The following is a 17,234-nucleotide window of genomic DNA, read 5'->3' as shown; positions in this document are numbered from 1 at the left end:
AACCATATCATGAAGCTCCCTTCCGTCAAGGGGACGCCTGCTCTAATAATTGGAATCAGTTGGGGAGATCACAGTGACGGGCATAAGTTCCAAGAAAGCCACCATTTATGACTTGTCGATATTGTCGGGCGCATCAGCCTCGACGGTAAGCGCCGTGTTGAACGGATCATGGCGCAAGCGGCGGATTTCCGAGGAGACCGCCGATAAGATTCTCTCGCTTGCCAAGGCGCATCGCTACACCACCAACCTGCAGGCCCGCGGTTTGAGGAGCTCGAAATCCGGTCTCGTCGGGCTTCTGGTGCCGGTTTATGACAACCGGTTCTTTTCCTCTATGGCGCAGACCTTCGAGGGGCAGGCGCGCAAACGCGGCCTGTCGCCCATGGTCGTCTCCGGTCGGCGCGATCCCGAGGAAGAACGTCGCACCGTGGAGACCCTGATCGCCTATTCGATCGATGCGCTCTTCATTGCCGGTGTGACCGATCCCGACGGCGTGCACCAGGTCTGCGCCCGCGCGGCCCTTCCGCACGTCAATATCGATCTTCCCGGCAAGTTTGCTTCCTCGGTCATTTCCGACAACAGGCGCGGCGCGGAAATACTGACATCGGCAATCCTTGCCCATGCGGCAAAAGGCGGGCCTCTCGGTCCTGATGACGTTATCTTGTTCGGTGGTCACGACGACCACGCCAGCCGCGCCCGTATCGACGGCTTCCACGCTGCCAAGGCCGCCTATTTCGGGGCTGAGAGCGGAGACGATATCGAGATTACCGGCTATTCCCCTCGCATGACGGAACTGGCTTTCGAAGGTTTCTTCGAGCGCAGGGGCCGCCTGCCCCGCTGTTTCTTCGTCAACTCATCGATAAATTTCGAAGGGCTGCTTCGTTTCATGGGGCGTCACGACGGTGAGACCTTCGGCGACATCGTGGTCGGCTGCTTCGACTACGACCCGTTTGCATCGTTCCTTCCCTTCCCGGTCTATATGATCAAGCCCGATATCGCGCAGATGCTCGAAAAGGGTTTCGAACTGCTGGAGGATAACCGGAGCGAACCCGAGGTCATCATTATCGAACCGCAGCTCATTCCCCCGCGAACCGCGCTGGAAGGCCCGCTCGACGATATCTGGGACCCGGTTGCATTACGCCGCATGGGCAAATGAACGCGCGGAATACCGCTTGACCTCAACTGCGCTTGAGGTCGTACCGATTGCATGGTGCTTCACCATTGCAACGGGATAACGATGATAGAAAAACTCATGAAGATGCTGGAAGACGGACGGGACAGTCCGCTGCTGCGCTTTTCAATCGCGAGGACTCTGGCGGCCGCAGGGCAATTCGAAGATGCTGCACATCATCTGCAGGAGGCTATCCGGCAGGACCCAGACTATTCGGCGGTCTGGGCCGAACTCGGCGAATGCCGCGCACGGTTGGGAGATGACGACGGCGCCATTGCGGCGTGGGTGGAAGGCATGTCGGTGGCCATCAGGCGTGGCGACATTCAGGCCAAAAGGCAGATGGAGGTCCGGCTGCGACGTCTGCGGTCACACAGTTTGAAGGGCGTCAGTTGATGAGACGGGCATCACGGGCGCAACTCGGCCGCGTCGTTGCCAGCACAATCGAGCCCATGCGCTAAAAAATCGCCGGAAGGTTAGCCAGATTTCATAAAACTGGCTATGATCGCCGGAAAAATCACGGGAGGCGGCTGTCGAGGGCCGGTGATTTATGGGTTTTTCGGATCACATCAAGGAAATCGAACACGTCGGACAGGGCAGGAATACTGGCCGCGATGCGGTGGTGCTTGAATCCTGGCGGCGTTGTCTCGACACCTATCAGCTTGATCCGGCCAAGGCCCGCGAAGCGGTCATCGTTTCCGAAACATGCCTGCGCGAGCATCGCCAGCGGGCGGAAGACCTCGTCCACATCGCCCGTTCCGGCCTGGAGCGGCTGTATCGGCAGGTGGCCGAGCAGAATTACGTTCTTCTTTTGTCGGATCAACAGGGGGTGACGGTCGAGTTTCTGGGCGACCCGTCATTCAACAACAATCTGCGCAAGGCCGGGCTTTACCTGGGCTCTGAATGGTCGGAGCCGCGCGCCGGCACCTGCGCCGTCGGCGCCTGCATCGCCACCGGCGAAGCACTGACGATCCATCAGACCGATCATTTTGATGTGACGCATACGCCGCTTTCCTGCACCGCAGCCCCGATCTACGATACGCAGGGTGCATTGACGGCGGTGCTCGATATTTCACTCCTGAGTTCCCCCATCCTCAAGACGAGCCAGAACATGGCGCGCCATCTGGTTTCATCGACCGTGCGAAGGATCGAACTGGCAAATCTGATGGCCAGCAGCCGCCATGATCTGGTGCTGCGCTTTGCGGGCGCGCCCGAATTTCTGGATGTCGACCCCGAAGCCGCCGTCTCCGTCGATGGCTCCGGCCGGATAACGGGCATGACGCATGCCGCCGCACGCCTTCTCGCCGCATCGCGCGGGCTTGACTGGCGCGTGCCCGAGCGCCTTCTCGGGGAGCGGGTAGAGGAGTTTTTCGAGGCCGGCTTTGACGAACTTGCCTCCCTCACCCGGTCAAGCCTGCCGCAGGAGAGGCGCATCGTCGTGAAGGACGGCACCGTGCTTTATGCGCACGCGATCGAACCGCAGCAGCGCCGGTCGACCGTGCCGCTTGCCCGTCTGAAATCCCAGCCGGTTATGGAAGACATTGGCGGCGATGGGCCGGCGGTTCGAAACCTCAGGCGCAAGGTGGAAAAACTGGCGCCTGCAAAACTGCCGATCCTGCTGCAGGGCCAGACCGGAACCGGCAAGGAACATCTCGCCCGCATCATTCATGACGCCAGCGGCGTTTCCGGCCGCTTCGTCGCCGTCAATTGCGCCGCCATTCCCGAACAGCTGATCGAAAGCGAATTGTTCGGTTATCTGCCGGGAGCCTTCACGGGGGCGCTGGCGAAAGGACGCAAGGGGCTGGTGGAGGAGGCGCAGGGCGGGACGCTTTTCCTCGACGAGATCGGCGACATGCCATTTGCGGCGCAAAGCCGGCTGTTGCGCGTATTGGCCGAAGGCGAGATCCTGCCCGTTGGTGGCTCCACGCCCCAGAAGGTGGATTTCAGGGTGATTTCTGCCTCGCACCGCCCTTTGAGCGACATGGTGCGGACAGGTGATTTCCGCGAAGACCTCTATTATCGCCTGAATGCGGCTGTGTTGACCTTGCCGGCGCTTTGCGAGCGCGACGACTTCCCCTGGCTTCTCGATAAGCTTCTGGAAAAACATGGGCTGCCGGGTCGTCCTCTGACGCTCTCCAACGCCGCCCGGATGTTGATCCTTGGCCATTCCTGGCCCGGCAACATCCGCGAGCTGGACAATGCCATAGCCTTTGCCGCCGCCCTTTGTGATGACGGGCTGATTACGGCGGAAGACCTTCCCGATCATCTTGCCTCCGCAACCTCAGCCCCCATGATCGACAGTCACGGCGCCGATCTCGGCGCGCTTCTGGCGGCCTGCAACGGCAATGTGTCGGAGGCCGCACGCCGACTCGGCATCGATCGCACGACGATGCACCGGCGGATGCGACGCCTCGGCATCGGAAAACCTCACTAACAGGTGAGGCATATGCCACGGCTGTTGCGCCACAGCTGTGGCGTCATACAAAACCGGCATTCTGGTAAAACCCCGCAATTTCAGGCTTCCAGCACGGCAAACCGTGCTGGCACGGGCATTGCACCTTCTCTGGCATCAGGAGCCATCGAGGAGAAAACATGCGCGCGCTCAGATTTCATGCAGCCAGGGACCTGCGGGTTGAAGACATTCCCGAGCCGAAACGGCCGGGGCCGGGACAGGTTCTTGTCCGCAACCGCTTCGTCGGCATCTGCGGCACCGATCTGCATGAATATAGTTACGGTCCGATCTTCATCCCCACCGAACCGCACCCCTTTACCGGCGCACATGGCCCGCAAATTCTCGGTCACGAATTCGGCGGTGTCGTGGAGGCCATCGGCGAAGGCGTCACCTCGGTCGGCGTCGGTGATCGCGTCTCGATCCAGCCGCTCATCATGCCGCGATCCGGTGACTATTTCGCCGACCGTGGCCTCTTCCATCTGAGCACGCAGCTGGCGCTGGTCGGTCTCAGCTGGGAAGGCGGCGGCATGGCGCAGGCAGCACTCGTCAACGAATATAACGTTCAGAAGATTCCCGACGAGATGACAGATGAAGAGGCCGCACTCGTTGAACCCTCAGCGGTTGCTGTCTATGCCTGCGACCGCGGCGGCGTCACCGCCGGCAACAGCGTTCTGGTCACGGGCGCCGGCCCGATCGGCATGCTCACGCTTCTGGCCGCGCGTGCGGCCGGCGCTGCCCAGCTCTTCGTGTCCGATCTCAATGATGCCCGCCTTGAGCTTGCCCGCAGCATCGTCCCCGACGTCATCACTATCAACCCGAAGCGCGACAATGTCGGTGATGTCGTGCGCGCGGCAACGGAAGGCAAGGTCGGCTGCGATGTCGCCATTGAATGCGTAGGCAATGAACATGCGCTCAAGGCCTGCGTCGATGCGGTGCGCAAACAGGGCGTCGTCGTACAGACCGGCCTGCATCCGCATGAAAACCCGATCGACTGGTTCCAGGTGACATTCCGCGACCTGGAGATCAAGGGCTCATGGGCCTATCCGACCCATTATTGGCCGCGGGTCATCCGACTCATCGCCTCCGGCCTGCTGCCGGCGACGAAGATCGTTACCAAGCGGATCACGCTCGATACGGCCGTGTCTGAGGGCTTCGATGCCCTGCTCGATCCCGCCGGCACTCATCTGAAGATCCTGATCGATCTTTCGAAATAGGCTTTCCGCCTCCGCATGCCGGGAAGAGGAGCCCGGTATGCGGGAGCCGTTGGCTTTCGGGGCGGCGACTTCGCCGCTCCACCATCAGACCAAGCACCATGGAGGAGATGAATATGCTTGATGTCAGTCCCGCCACCAAAATCGACACGGTTCTTTCCAAGCTCGGCAATGCGCTGGAAAATGGAGACATAGACGCCGCCGTCAACCTGTTTCAGGCCGATTGTTACTGGCGCGACCTCGTGACCTTCACCTGGAACCTGAAGACGCTGGAAGGCCGTGAGCAGATCCGCGACATGCTGACGAGCCAGCTTTCCGCCATCAAACCCTCGGGCTTGGTGCAGGATGTGAAGGAGCAGGCTTCGGAAAGCGATGGCGTCACCGAAGGCTGGTTCGAGTTCGAGACCGGTGTCGCCCGCGGTTACGGCCACATCCGCCTGAAGGACGGGCTGATCTGGACCCTGCTCACCACCATGAGCGAACTGAAGGGCCACGAAGAGCCGAAGGGCATCCGCCGCCCGATGGGCGCGGAGCACGGCCACGACCGCAACCGCCGGACCTGGAAGGAAAAACGTGAGGCTGAGGCCGCCGAACTCGGCTATTCGGAGCAGCCCTATGTCGTCATTATCGGCGGCGGACAGGGCGGCATTGCGCTCGGCGCGCGGCTTCGCCAGCTCGGTGTGCCGGCGATCATCATCGAGAAGAATGAACGGCCCGGCGACAGCTGGCGCAAGCGCTACAAGTCGCTCTGCCTGCATGACCCCGTCTGGTACGACCACCTGCCCTACATTCCGTTCCCGGAAAACTGGCCCGTCTTCACGCCGAAGGACAAGGTGGGAGACTGGCTGGAAATGTACACAAAAGTCATGGAGCTGAATTATTGGGGCTCCACCACCTGCAAGTCCGCACAATATGACGAGGTGACGGGCGAATGGACCGTGATTGTCGACCGCGCCGGCAAGGAGGTCGTACTGCGGCCGAAACAGCTGGTGCTGGCGACCGGCATGTCCGGCAAGGCGAATATCCCGAAATTCCCCGGACAGGATGTCTTCAAGGGCGAGCAGCAGCATTCCTCGCAGCATCCGGGTCCGGACGCCTATGCCGGCAGGAAGGTCGTGGTGATCGGCTCCAACAACTCGGCGCATGATATCTGCGCAGCGCTCTGGGAGGCCGGCGCCGACGTTACCATGCTGCAGCGGTCCTCCACCCATATCGTCAAATCCGACTCGCTGATGGATATCGGTCTCGGCGACCTCTATTCCGAGCGCGCGGTGGCAAACGGCATGACGACGCGCAAGGCCGATCTCATCTTCGCCTCCCTGCCCTACAGGATCATGCACGAGTTTCAGGTTCCGGTTTACGACCGCATTCGCGAACAGGACGCCGATTTTTATGCGGCACTGGAGAAAGCGGGCTTCATGCTCGATTTCGGCGATGATGAATCCGGCCTGTTCATGAAATATCTGCGGCGTGGATCGGGTTATTACATCGATGTCGGGGCCTGTGACCTCGTGATCGACGGCTCGATCAAGCTGAAATCCGGGGTGGATGTCTCGCACCTGACGGAGAATGCCGTGGTGCTGAAGGACGGCACGGAACTGTCTGCCGATCTGGTGGTCTATGCGACCGGCTATGGTTCGATGAATGGCTGGGCGGCCGATCTCATTTCGCGTGAAGTGGCCGATAAGGTGGGCAAATGCTGGGGCCTCGGTTCCGACACCACCAAGGATCCCGGCCCATGGGAAGGCGAGCAGCGCAACATGTGGAAGCCGACACAACAGCAGGCGCTGTGGTTCCACGGCGGCAACCTGCATCAATCGCGGCACTATTCGCAATATCTCTCGCTGCAGCTCAAGGCGAGACAGGCGGGCCTGAAAACACCCGTTTACGGACTGCAAAAGCCGCATCATCTGTCCTGACCCGGAGGGAGTTCCGGCCCGTCTCGATGAGGCGGGCCGGGCATTTCACGGCTGGGACTTATCGGATTGCCAGAACCTGTAAAGCTCCGCGACATTGCCGCTGGTCATCAGCGGCATTGCCGCCTTCAGCTGCTCCGCCGGCCAATCCCACCATTTCAACTCGAGCAGCATGGCGATGCTGTCATCATCGAACCGCTTGCGGATCGTTTTCGCTGGATTGCCGCCGACGATGGCATAGGGTTCGACATTCTTCGTCACCAGCGCCCGCGTTCCGATCACCGCGCCATCACCAACCGTGATGCCGGGCATGATGATCGCTTCCGAGCCTATCCAGACATCGTTGCCGATGACGGTATCGCCCGCCGGCAGATAACCATTCCCGGCATTCTCGAATTCCGGCACCTCGGGCATGAAGAAAAACGGGAAGGTGCTGATCCACTCGTTGCGATGGCCCTGATTGCCCGCCATGATGAAGGCGGCACCTGAACCGATCGAGCAGAAGCTTCCGATCACCAGCCTGTCCGCGCCTTCATCCGACAACAGATAACGGGCGCAGTCTTCAAAGCTATGGCCGTGATAATAACCGGAATAATAGCTGTATTTCCCGACCACAAGGTTCGGGTTCTTGACCTGCTTGTCAAGCGTGATGCCCCGGAACGGGCTTTCGAAGTAATTTTCCATTGGAGTAATCTCACTACATATCTTCGCATTCGCTTGCCTCAAGGCAAGCCGACGCCAAGCGCCAAGCCTGTCGGCTTTTCGCTCGATGCTCCTCACGCAACGGCGGGAGCTAGATGCAGGTGATACTCGAGGCTTTTATCATTCAGTCTGGTTACCGCAAAAACCGGCGAAGGCCAAGCCGTGACATGTTTGAAGCCTGCAATGCCGAAATCCCGGCAGCACATAAAGCAACAGCGGGGATTTCTCCCCGCTGCTGTCGTTGGTTCGGCATTTTCACTGCATCGCCGCCGCGGGCGTCCTTGGCCCGCACACCGCGATGGTCTCGGCCTCAGTAGTGAACCGACTGGGAATCGATCGGCGTTACCTTCGGCGGGGCGAACTTCGTCAGGTCGATCCCTTCGACGGCAGAACGATACTCCTCGATGCTCGGCGTGCGGCCGAGGATGGCCGAGAGCACCACGACCGGCGTGGAGGCCAGAAGCGATTCACCCTTCTTTTCGGCGCTGTCTTCAACGACACGTCCCTGGAAGAGACGAGTGGACGTTGCCAGAACCGTGTCGCCCTTTGCCGCCTTTTCCTGGTTGCCCATGCAAAGGTTGCAGCCCGGACGCTCGAGATACAGGATGTTTTCGTATTCGGTGCGGTTGGACGTCTTCGGGTTGACGTCATCGAACTCGAAGCCGGAATATTTCTGCAGGATTTCCCAATCCCCTTCCGCCTTCAGCTCATCGATGATGTTGTAGGTCGGCGCGGCGACGACGAGCGGCGCCTTGAACTCGACCTTGCCTTCGGTCTTTTCGATGTTCCGCAGCATCTGCGCGACGATCTTCACGTCACCCTTATGCACCATGCACGAGCCGACGAAGCCGAGATCGACTTTCTTGGCCGCACCGTAATAGGATACCGGGCGGATTGTGTCGTGCGTGTAGCGTCTGGAGACGTCGTTGTTGTTGACGTCAGGGTCGGCGATCATCGGTTCGTTGATTACGTCGAGATCAACGACGACTTCGGCGAAATATTTCGCGTTGGCGTCCGGCTTCAGAGCTGACTTTTCACCTGAACGGATTTCCGCAATACGTTGATCTGCCTTGTCAATCAGACCCTTCAGCGTCTGTGCGGCATTGTCCATGCCCTTGTCGATCATGATCTGGATGCGCGACTTGGCGATTTCCAGCGACTCGATCAACGTCTCGTCTTCGGAAATGCAGATCGACGCCTTGGCCTTCATCTCGGCCGTCCAGTCGGTGAAGGTGAAGGCCTGGTCCGCCAGAAGCGTGCCAATGTGGACTTCGATGATACGGCCCTGGAAGACGTTGTCGCCGTGCTGCTGGAGCATCTGCGCCTGCGTGGCGTGCACCACGTCGCGGAAGTCCATATAGGGCTGCATCGTCCCCTTGAAGGTGACCTTGACCGACTGCGGGACCGGCATGGTCGCCTCGCCCGTCGCCAGCGCCAGTGCGACGGTGCCGGAGTCAGCGCCGAAGGCCACGCCCTTGGACATGCGGGTGTGGCTGTCGCCGCCGATGATGATCGCCCAGTCATCCACGGTGATGTCGTTCAGCACCTTGTGGATCACGTCCGTCATCGAATGATAGACGCCCTTCGGGTCGCGCGCGGTGATGACGCCGAAATTATGCATGAAGGACATGAGCTTCGGAATATTCGCCTGCGCCTTCTTGTCCCAGACGGAGGCGGTGTGGCAGCCCGACTGATAGGCGCCATCCACCAGCGGCGAAATGACGGTGGCCGCCATCGCTTCCAGTTCCTGCGCGGTCATCAGGCCGGTCGTATCCTGCGAGCCGACGATGTTGACCTTGACGCGAACGTCGGAGCCGGCGTGCAGAACCTTGCCGGGTGTGACACCGACAGCGTTGCGGTTGAAAATCTTCTCGACGGCGGTGAGGCCCTGGCCTTCGATGGAGATTTCCTTGTTGGGCGCGAAGACCGGGGTGGCCTCGACGCCAAGCGTTTCAGCGGCGAATGTCTGGAGCTTCTTGCCGAAGACGATAGCGTAAGAGCTGCCGGCCTTCATGAACTCCATCTTCTGGGGCGTGAAGGAAGAGGCGAGATCCACCAGTTCCGTGCCGGTCTCGTCGCGCAGCTTGCGGTTCTTGGCATCGATCTTGAGGACCGTGCCCGTTTCAACCGAATATTTCTGCTCGAGGATCGGATTGCCGTCATTGTTGAGGATCGGCTTGCCGTCTTCGCCGAGCTTCTTCACCCAGTTCTTGAGGTTGATGCCGATGCCGCCAGTCACGTCGACAGTGGTGGCGAAAATCGGCGAAATGCCGTTGGTGCCGGCGACGATGGGGGCGTAGTTGACGAAGGGCACATAGGGGCTGGCCTGCTTGCCGGTCCAAAGCGCCACGTTGTTGACGCCGGACATGCGCGACGAACCGACGCCCATCGTGCCCTTTTCGGCAATCATCATCACCCGCTTGTCCGGGTGCTGCTGCTGCAGCGCGACGATTTCCGCCTGCGCTTCCGGCGAGATCATACACTGGCCGTGCAGCTGGCGGTCCGAGCGCGAATGCGCCTGGTTGCCGGGGGACAGAAGGTCGGTCGAAATATCGCCTTCGGCGGCGATGAAGGTGACGACCTTGATCTCGTCTTCAACGTCGGGAAGCTTGGTGAAGAATTCGGCCTTGGCGTAGCTTTCCAGTACGGCCTTGGCGATGGCGCTGCCGGCCTTGTAGGCGTCGCGCAGGCGGAACATGTCGGCATCGTAAAGGAAGACCTGAGTCTTCAGCACTTCGCCGGCCTCGGCGGCAATCGCAGCGTCGTTACCGAGCGCGATATCGAGCAGCACCCTGATCGACGGGCCGCCCTTCATGTGCGACAGCAGTTCCAGCGCGAAGGAAGGCGTGATTTCCGGCACGATCGCTTCGCCGAGAATGATCTGCTTGAGGAAGTCAGCCTTGACGCCAGCGGCGCTCGTGGTTCCCGGCAGGGTGTTGTAGATGAAGAATTTCAGGGCATCGGCGCGGTGCTCGCTGCCGGCATCCTTGATCAGCTCGATAATCTCGGCCGTCAGTGCACCGTCGTCAATCGGCTTGGGCGCGAGACCCTGTGGTTCTCTGCTTTTGATTTCAGCCAGGTAATCCAAGTAAAGGTTCATCGCAATCCCAACGTCAAGATGTCTATGGAGCCGGTACAGAGCGCCACTGAACGGTACTGTTAATCGGCCCGGGTTTCTATTGTTTCGAGTACGCCAACCGGGGCCGGCTGACAAGATGTCGCATTCCAGTAAAGAACTCGTAGACGGCATTTAGCGTCGATCCTGCGACAGGGATCACATCGCGCCGCTACACTTTTGATTGTGGCATCCCCTGCATTTCAGCCAGTAGTTTTTCAGATGATCATATTAAGGATTTGTTAACCAAATCAGTACGAGTATTAGATCATTCTAATTACCCGTTATTGGCGTAATTCCATGTTGCGCACCGGAAAATCGACAGCGCAGCAGCTTGGGGAGGCAGCATGAAGTTTGCAGCATCAGGCTATTTATTATCATTTGCGGCACTGGTTTTCACACCGGCGTCTGGTATCGCCCAGGTCGCCTCGACGAATTTCACGGTGCAGATCACCATTCAGGCGGCATGCCAGATCAATTCCGCCGGCAATCTCAATTTCGGCACCAATGGCGTAATCGGCAGCAATATCGATGCGACCAGCGATGTTATCGTGCAATGCACGGCCAGCACGCCCTTCAGCCTGGGCCTCAGCGCCGGCGCGGGCTCGGGGGCGACGGTCGCCAACCGTCTGATGACATCGCCTGCCGGCGCGACCATTTCCTACTCGCTTTATACGACTGCGGCACATAGCACGGTGTGGGGGAACACCGTGGGAACGGACCGGCAAACGGGAACGGGAACCGGGGCACCGCAGACCTTCACTGTCTATGGGCGCGTACCTGCCCAGACGACACCCGCGGTCGGCGTCTATACCGATACGGTGACGGCCACGCTCAATTACTGATCGCCATAGGGAGGATCGCGCATGCGTCTTTTTACCTTAGCGGCTGCGTTTTTTGCCGGTTTGAGTGTTTCACCTTCACAGGCTGCCTCGTTACGGGTCGCACCCGTTCTTCTGGATCTTAAAGCGCCCACGGCGGCCTCCAGCCTCCGCATCTGGAACGATGCAAAAACCCCGATCAACGTTCAGGTGCGTATATTCCGCTGGACCCAGCAGAACGGGCAGGACGTCTATACGGCGGCGCAGGACGTCGTCGCCAGCCCGCCGATGACGCAGCTGAAGGGAGGCGCGGAAAACCTTATCCGCATCGTCCGCCTTTCCAAGGCGCCCCTGCGGGCCGAAGAGAGTTACCGCGTCATCGTCGATGAGTTGCCGCCGGCGGGAAGACCACAATCCGGCACGGTCAACCTTGTGGTGCGCCACTCCATCCCCGTTTTCTTCTCGCCCGCTTCCACAGGTGATGCGGAACCGGCCTGGAAGATAACGCCGCAGGGCAATGGCTACAGGGTCTCGGTGTCCAATACGGGCGAGAGGCGGATAAGGATCGCCAACCTGATGCTTTCCGGCGGCAACGGTCAGGCGATTGCCCGGCAGCAGGGGCTGGTGGGATATGTGCTTGGCAAATCCGCTGCAAGCTTTGTGGTTCCGGCAACAGGCGGCAAAAAAGGCGGCGGCACGCTGAAGATTTCGGCAGACAGCGAAGGCGGCCCCGTCAATGCGACGGCGCGCGTCTCGGGCGGCTGACCTTGCCGTTTTGACGATTGCCGCTCTGACGGTCATTTCATCGGGCAGTTTCTCCGTGGCGCAGGATATACCCCCTGCGGCGCAACCAGCCTCTTTTGCCGCAAAAGAAGAGGGACAGTTTCAGCTCGAAGTCTACATCAACGATGTCTCGACAGAACTGATCGCCACATTTCGTCAAAACGACGCCGGATCGTTTCTCATCGAGCCGGAGCAGCTGAACAATATCGGGATATCTCCGGTTGAAAGCGCAGTCGGCGATGATGGCTGGATCGACATTTCCCGACTGCCAGACGTGGTGGCGCGTTACGATGAAGGCACCCAGTCCATGCATTTCACCCTGCCGATGGCGGCGCGGGCAAACAGGGTGATCGACGCCTCCGGCAAGAATGCGACGGAAGAGGATGACGAAACGCAGGAAAAGGCCGCGAACGATTTTGGAGGTGTGGTGAATTACACGATCTATGGCTCCTCCGGCGGCAACAAATGGTCTGACATCGGCGATTTCAACGGGGTCTCGGCCCTCCTGGAAAGCAGGGTCTTCGGTCCGCTCGGCGTGCTGTCCTCGTCACAGGTTCTGAGCACATCCCGCCTGTCGGAGTTCGACACCCAGCGCCTCGATACCACCTGGAGCTATTCGGACGAGGAAACACTGACGAGCTACCGGGCCGGAGACCTCATCACCGGCGGGCTGAGCTGGACACGCCCGACGCGGCTGGGCGGCCTGCAGATCCGCCGCAACTTCGACCTGCGGCCGGATATCGTTACCATGCCGATGCCCGAATTTGCCGGTTCGGCAGCCGTGCCCTCCACCGTCGATGTCTATGTCAACAATATCCGCCGCCTGTCGCAGGATGTTCCCGAAGGCCCCTTCTCCATCACCAATCTTCCCGTCATCAGCGGCGCGGGCAATGCGCGGCTGGTGGTGCGGGATGCGCTGGGCCGCGAAACCGTATCCGAAACGCCGTTTTATGCTTCACCGGACCTGCTCGCGAAAGGCCTCGTCGATTTCTCGGGGGAGCTCGGTTTTGCCCGGCGCAATTACGGAACCTCTTCTTTCGATTACGACGAAAAACTGCTCGGATCGGCGACGGTTCGTTATGGCCTGTCGGACCATCTTACGCTGGAAGGCCATGCGGAAGGCGGCGAGGATTTCTACAATATCGGCCTTGGCGGCGTCTTCACGCTTGGAGCCCATGGGCTGGCGGCGGTTTCCGGCGCATCCAGCCGCTTTGGCGAGGAAAGCGGCTACCAGCTCTCCGCAAGCGTCGAAGCCGAATTGCTCGGGCTCAAATTTCACGCCCGGTCGCAACGGGCATTCGGCGATTATCACGACATGGCGTCGGTCTCCGCCGACAGCTCGACACTCAGGACGATATCCGGTCTGCTGAGCGCGCGGCCACCGCGTGCCGTGGATCAGATTTCCGTTTCCACACAGCTTGCCTTCGATGAAACGAGCCTGAACTTTTCCTATACGCAGGTGGAAACCTTCGATGAGAGGAAATCCCGGTTGCTCGGCCTTTCCGCCACGCGGCCGTTCGGCAAGAACGGCAATATCTTCATCACCGCCTATAAGGACCTTGAGGACAGCCAATCCTACGGCGTCTTCGCGGGCCTGTCCTGGTCGTTCGGCGGCGGCGTCTCCGGCTCGGCCGGCATGTCGTCAGATGCGGATGGATATTCGCTGACGGCAGAGATCGGAAAATCCGAAGAGCAGGCCGAGGGAAGTTATGGCTGGCGTCTGCGCGGCTCGACCGGCGGCAATGACATCGCATCCGTTTCCGGCAGTTACCGCGGCAGCGCGGCTCGCGTTTCGGCGGGCGTCGATCAATTCAACCGCACGACACAGGCCTATGCGCAGATCGAAGGATCGATAGCGCTCGCCGGCGGCGATGTCTTTGTCGGCAACCGGATCGATGACGCTTTCGCGGTGGTGGATGCGGGTGCGCCCGGTGTCGATATCCTGCTGGAAAACCGCCCCATCGGCCAGACCAACCGCCGCGGCAAGATATTGCTCCCGAACCTGCGCTCCTATGACGTCAACAACATCACGCTCGACCCCAGCAATCTCCCGGTCGACGCCCGCATCGACCGCACAAAACAGACTGTGACGCCAACGGAGCGGGCGGGAGCGGTGGTCAATTTCAAGGTGGAAACCGAGGGTCAGGTGGCGCTGGTGACGCTGAAAGACGAAAGCGGCCAATTCATCGAAACCGGATCAACAGGCAAAATCGACGGCAAGCGTGATTTCGTCGTCGGCTATGACGGGCAGGCCTATCTCGACAATATCAGCGACACGCATCGCCTCCGCATCATGCAGCCGACGAAAGGCGAGTGCGAGGCGCAGATCACCGTCCCCTCCGCCGGCGAGACGCGCGCAACTCTCGAAACCCTATGCAGGAGCATCCAATGAAGGTCCTGACCCGTGCCGCCCTTGCCATCGCCGCTTTCCTCTCCGCTTCACCGGTTCTGGCGCAAAGCTGCACCTTCAACATGTCGGATATGAATTTCGGCTTCGTCAATCTCGCAGGCGGCAGCGCCGTGGACACGACGGCGACATTGTCTGTCACCTGCTCCAACCCGTTGTCGCTGGCGCTTTCCATCCGCATCTGCCCCAACATCAATGCCGGAAGCGGCGGGCAGTCGGGCGGCATCCGCCGGATGCTTCAGGGCAGCAACATCCTCAACTACCAGCTCTACCAGAACGCAGCGCGGACAACCTCATGGGGATCGGTCACGCAGCCCGCACTCGGCTCGCCTCCGCCGATCGATATGGCGCTGCCGCTTTTGATCAACACCACGAGCCGCACGGTCTATGGCCGGATCAACGCCGGCCAGGCCTCGGCAGTGCGCGGCCTTTATCTCTCCAGCTTTGCCGGCGCAGAAACGAGCTTCACCTATACGAGCTTTACCCTGCTCGCACCGAGTTGCTCTTCCGTAACCCAGAACCCCACGCAGGTGCCGTTCAACGTGTCGGCCGCAGTGGCGCCCACATGCATCATCTCGGCCCAGAACATCGATTTCGGCAGTCACGGCGTACTGAACACGGCCGTCAATGCGACCGGAGCGATCAATCTGACCTGCACCACCAATCTGAACTACAGTGTGGCGCTCAATGGCGGGCTGAGCAACAGCCCTCCGGCCGCGCGCAAGATGGTGCAGGCGGGCGCATCGATAACCTACGGTCTCTACCGAGACGCGAACCGCACGAATGTCTGGGGAAGTGCCGCGGGGGAGATAGCCACCGGCACCGGCACCGGCAGCCTGCAGACATTGACCGTCTACGGACGCGTCCCGGCGCAGAACACGCCGGCGCCGGGAAACTACTCCGATACGGTGGTCGTGACGGTGAACTACTGAGGGGCCGAACGCACCTCTGACTTTCCAAGTTCCAGCCGCCGATCGATGCCGATGCCGGCGAGAAACGCCTCATCATGGCTGACGACCAGCAAGGCGCCGTCATAGGCCCGAAGGCCAGCCTCCACGGCGGCGATGGAATCGATATCGAGATGGTTCGTCGGCTCATCAAGGATCAGCAATTGCGGAGGCTGCGGGCCTCCCAGAACACAGGCGAGACCTGCCCTGAGCATCTGCCCGCCCGAGAGTGTTGCAACGATCTGCAAGGCGGCATCGGCACGAAACATGAAGCGTGCGAGCGCGGCGCGGCAGGCATTCTCCCCGGCCTTAGGGTTAAGACGAAGGAAGTTGTCGCGGATGGACAGGCTCGCGTCGAGCAGGCTGACCTGCTGGTCGAGAAACACGGACTTCACCCCAACATGCACCGTCCCTTCGAATGGCGGTAAGCCCCCCGTGATCACCGAAAGCAGCGTCGTTTTTCCCGATCCGTTCGGACCAGTGACGGCAACGCGTTGCGGCCCGGTGATCTCGAAGAACAGGTCGCGAAGCACGGGGTGTTCGGCCCGATACCCCGCAGTCAGATTTTGCAGGCTCAGAACGGTTTTTGTCGCGTGCAGCCCGCTGGGCGGCAATGTGACACTGACGCCCTGCAGAATTTCGATCCGCTCCCGCGCCGTCTTCAGATCTTCCGTCGCCTCGGCCGTCAGGCGGCTGGCCAGATTGGCGTTGTCGCCGCTCGTCTTTTCGGCACGCCTCTTCATCGCACCGACAAGGATACGGGGCATGTCTCCCCTCGCCGCCTTTGCAGCACCCCTGCTGTCACGCCGGGCCTTGCGCTCCAGCGCCTCCTGTGAACGGCGCCTGACCTCGGACAGACGCTTTTCCGCATTCGCAAAGTCCTGTTCGGCGGCGGCCAGCTCCAGCGCTTTTTGTGCGCGATAGTAGCTCCAGTTGCCGCCGTAACGGGTTGCCCCGAGCGTGGTCATTTCCACGATCGCATCGAGGGTTTCGAGAAGCTCCCGATCATGGCTGACGACGATCGCTCCGCCACGCCAGGCCGCCAGAAAATCGGCGACGAAAATGCGCCCCTCCCGGTCGAGATTATTCGTCGGTTCGTCGAGGATCAGGAAATCGGGGGCGGCGTGGATTTGAGCCGCAAGTGCGGCCCGCGTGCGCTGTCCGCCGGACAGAGCCGAAAGCGGTGTGGAGGGCAAGGCGTCCAACCCGACCTGCGCGAGCGCCTCGGCAATTTTGTCCTCCAGCATCCAGTCGATATCTTCAAGCTCTTCGAGAGTGGCCGTTCCCGCCTGCGCACGGGCAAGGACCTCAAGCGCCTCGCGCGCGCAAAACAGGTCGCCGACGGTCTCGTCGGACATGACCTGCACGCTCTGGCGCAGAAGATTGACGCTGCCCGAGACGGAAACCGTGCCCGCAGACGGCGACAATTCGCCCGCGATCAGTTTCAGAAGCGTCGTCTTGCCGACGCCGTTGCGCCCGACAAGGCCGGTGCGCTCCGGTCCGAAGCGAAGATTGATGTCAGAAAAGAGCGGATGACCGTCAGGTGTCGACCACGAGAGGTCCGAGAGAGTGATGGAATGCGGCATGGATATGGGTTCCCCTGATGACAAGGCGTTGCGGCTTTGTGATCGGGTGGAAATCCATGGTTCACCGTCCTGTTGGTGTTGCGCAGAACATGCCCTTAGGCGAAAAAGCGGCGTGTTCGTGGCGTGGGT

The 17,234-nt window shown here is 60.6% G+C and carries 12 protein-coding genes; 9 read left to right on the top strand and 3 right to left on the bottom strand.

All coding sequences use genetic code 11. The annotated features are described in order from the left end of the window. The first annotated feature begins 73 nt into the window (after positions 1-73). The 5 genes from AC5I5B_RS22910 to AC5I5B_RS22890 all read left to right on the top strand — a co-directional run bounded on the left by AC5I5B_RS22910 (position 74) and on the right by AC5I5B_RS22890 (position 6,747). Entirely contained in the window at positions 74-1,153 is a 1,080-nt protein-coding gene (locus AC5I5B_RS22910; protein WP_087747083.1) for a LacI family DNA-binding transcriptional regulator, read from the top strand. A gap of 81 nt (positions 1,154-1,234) precedes the next feature. Then, positions 1,235-1,561, top strand: coding sequence for a tetratricopeptide repeat protein (locus AC5I5B_RS22905; RefSeq protein ID WP_495752851.1), 327 nt, complete (start codon positions 1,235-1,237; stop codon positions 1,559-1,561). 154 nt (positions 1,562-1,715) lie between these two features. After that, positions 1,716-3,599 (top strand): sigma-54-dependent Fis family transcriptional regulator, encoded by a 1,884-nt coding sequence (locus tag AC5I5B_RS22900; protein ID WP_495752850.1) that lies wholly within the window; start codon positions 1,716-1,718, stop codon positions 3,597-3,599. 158 nt (positions 3,600-3,757) lie between these two features. Beyond that, complete coding sequence (locus tag AC5I5B_RS22895) at positions 3,758-4,831, top strand: 2,3-butanediol dehydrogenase (RefSeq protein WP_003505729.1); 1,074 nt, start codon at positions 3,758-3,760, stop codon at positions 4,829-4,831. A gap of 113 nt (positions 4,832-4,944) precedes the next feature. Next, positions 4,945-6,747 (top strand): NAD(P)/FAD-dependent oxidoreductase, encoded by a 1,803-nt coding sequence (locus tag AC5I5B_RS22890; protein WP_495752849.1) that lies wholly within the window; start codon positions 4,945-4,947, stop codon positions 6,745-6,747. A gap of 45 nt (positions 6,748-6,792) precedes the next feature. Here AC5I5B_RS22890 and catB read toward each other — a convergent pair whose 3' ends face one another. After that, positions 6,793-7,428, bottom strand: a complete 636-nt coding sequence (gene catB / locus AC5I5B_RS22885) for a type B chloramphenicol O-acetyltransferase (protein ID WP_495752848.1) — start codon at positions 7,426-7,428, stop codon at positions 6,793-6,795. Between the two features lie 328 nt (positions 7,429-7,756). Beyond that, a complete protein-coding gene (locus tag AC5I5B_RS22880; protein WP_112953419.1) occupies positions 7,757-10,546 on the bottom strand; it encodes a bifunctional aconitate hydratase 2/2-methylisocitrate dehydratase in 2,790 nt (929 codons plus the stop codon). Between the two features lie 362 nt (positions 10,547-10,908). Between AC5I5B_RS22880 and AC5I5B_RS22875 the strand changes: the two genes are divergently transcribed. Genes AC5I5B_RS22875 through AC5I5B_RS22860 form a run of 4 tightly spaced genes read left to right on the top strand, consistent with a single transcriptional unit; the run spans position 10,909 to position 15,504 of the window. Continuing rightward, entirely contained in the window at positions 10,909-11,406 is a 498-nt protein-coding gene (locus AC5I5B_RS22875) for a Csu type fimbrial protein (RefSeq protein ID WP_003505723.1), read from the top strand. A gap of 21 nt (positions 11,407-11,427) precedes the next feature. After that, positions 11,428-12,147, top strand: a complete 720-nt coding sequence (locus AC5I5B_RS22870; RefSeq protein WP_080867401.1) for a fimbrial biogenesis chaperone — start codon at positions 11,428-11,430, stop codon at positions 12,145-12,147. Beyond that, positions 12,119-14,557: a fimbria/pilus outer membrane usher protein gene (locus AC5I5B_RS22865; protein WP_174054392.1), complete on the top strand. Its 2,439-nt coding sequence runs from the start codon at positions 12,119-12,121 to the stop codon at positions 14,555-14,557. Before AC5I5B_RS22870 ends, AC5I5B_RS22865 begins: the two co-directional genes overlap by 29 nt. Further along, positions 14,554-15,504, top strand: coding sequence for a Csu type fimbrial protein (locus AC5I5B_RS22860; protein WP_003505717.1), 951 nt, complete (start codon positions 14,554-14,556; stop codon positions 15,502-15,504). The genes AC5I5B_RS22865 and AC5I5B_RS22860 overlap by 4 nt, the downstream gene beginning before the upstream one ends. On the opposite strand, the gene AC5I5B_RS22855 is transcribed toward AC5I5B_RS22860, so the two are convergent. Continuing rightward, entirely contained in the window at positions 15,498-17,105 is a 1,608-nt protein-coding gene (locus AC5I5B_RS22855; protein ID WP_080867399.1) for an ABC-F family ATP-binding cassette domain-containing protein, read from the bottom strand. The two genes, AC5I5B_RS22860 and AC5I5B_RS22855, sit on opposite strands and share 7 nt — an antisense overlap. Positions 17,106-17,234 lie beyond the last annotated feature (129 nt).

Source organism: Agrobacterium sp., from assembly GCF_059499945.1.
This window is presented reverse-complemented; position numbering and strand designations above follow the sequence as displayed.

Coding starts and splice junctions, on each gene's coding strand:
- AC5I5B_RS22880 (WP_112953419.1), bottom strand. CDS start 10,546: ATGAACCTTTACTTGGATTACCTGGCTGAAATCAAAAGCAGAGAACCA.
- AC5I5B_RS22895 (WP_003505729.1), top strand. CDS start 3,758: ATGCGCGCGCTCAGATTTCATGCAGCCAGGGACCTGCGGGTTGAAGAC.
- AC5I5B_RS22890 (WP_495752849.1), top strand. CDS start 4,945: ATGCTTGATGTCAGTCCCGCCACCAAAATCGACACGGTTCTTTCCAAG.
- AC5I5B_RS22905 (WP_495752851.1), top strand. CDS start 1,235: ATGATAGAAAAACTCATGAAGATGCTGGAAGACGGACGGGACAGTCCG.
- AC5I5B_RS22870 (WP_080867401.1), top strand. CDS start 11,428: ATGCGTCTTTTTACCTTAGCGGCTGCGTTTTTTGCCGGTTTGAGTGTT.
- AC5I5B_RS22875 (WP_003505723.1), top strand. CDS start 10,909: ATGAAGTTTGCAGCATCAGGCTATTTATTATCATTTGCGGCACTGGTT.
- AC5I5B_RS22865 (WP_174054392.1), top strand. CDS start 12,119: ATGCGACGGCGCGCGTCTCGGGCGGCTGACCTTGCCGTTTTGACGATT.
- AC5I5B_RS22900 (WP_495752850.1), top strand. CDS start 1,716: ATGGGTTTTTCGGATCACATCAAGGAAATCGAACACGTCGGACAGGGC.
- catB (WP_495752848.1), bottom strand. CDS start 7,428: ATGGAAAATTACTTCGAAAGCCCGTTCCGGGGCATCACGCTTGACAAG.
- AC5I5B_RS22855 (WP_080867399.1), bottom strand. CDS start 17,105: ATGCCGCATTCCATCACTCTCTCGGACCTCTCGTGGTCGACACCTGAC.
- AC5I5B_RS22860 (WP_003505717.1), top strand. CDS start 14,554: ATGAAGGTCCTGACCCGTGCCGCCCTTGCCATCGCCGCTTTCCTCTCC.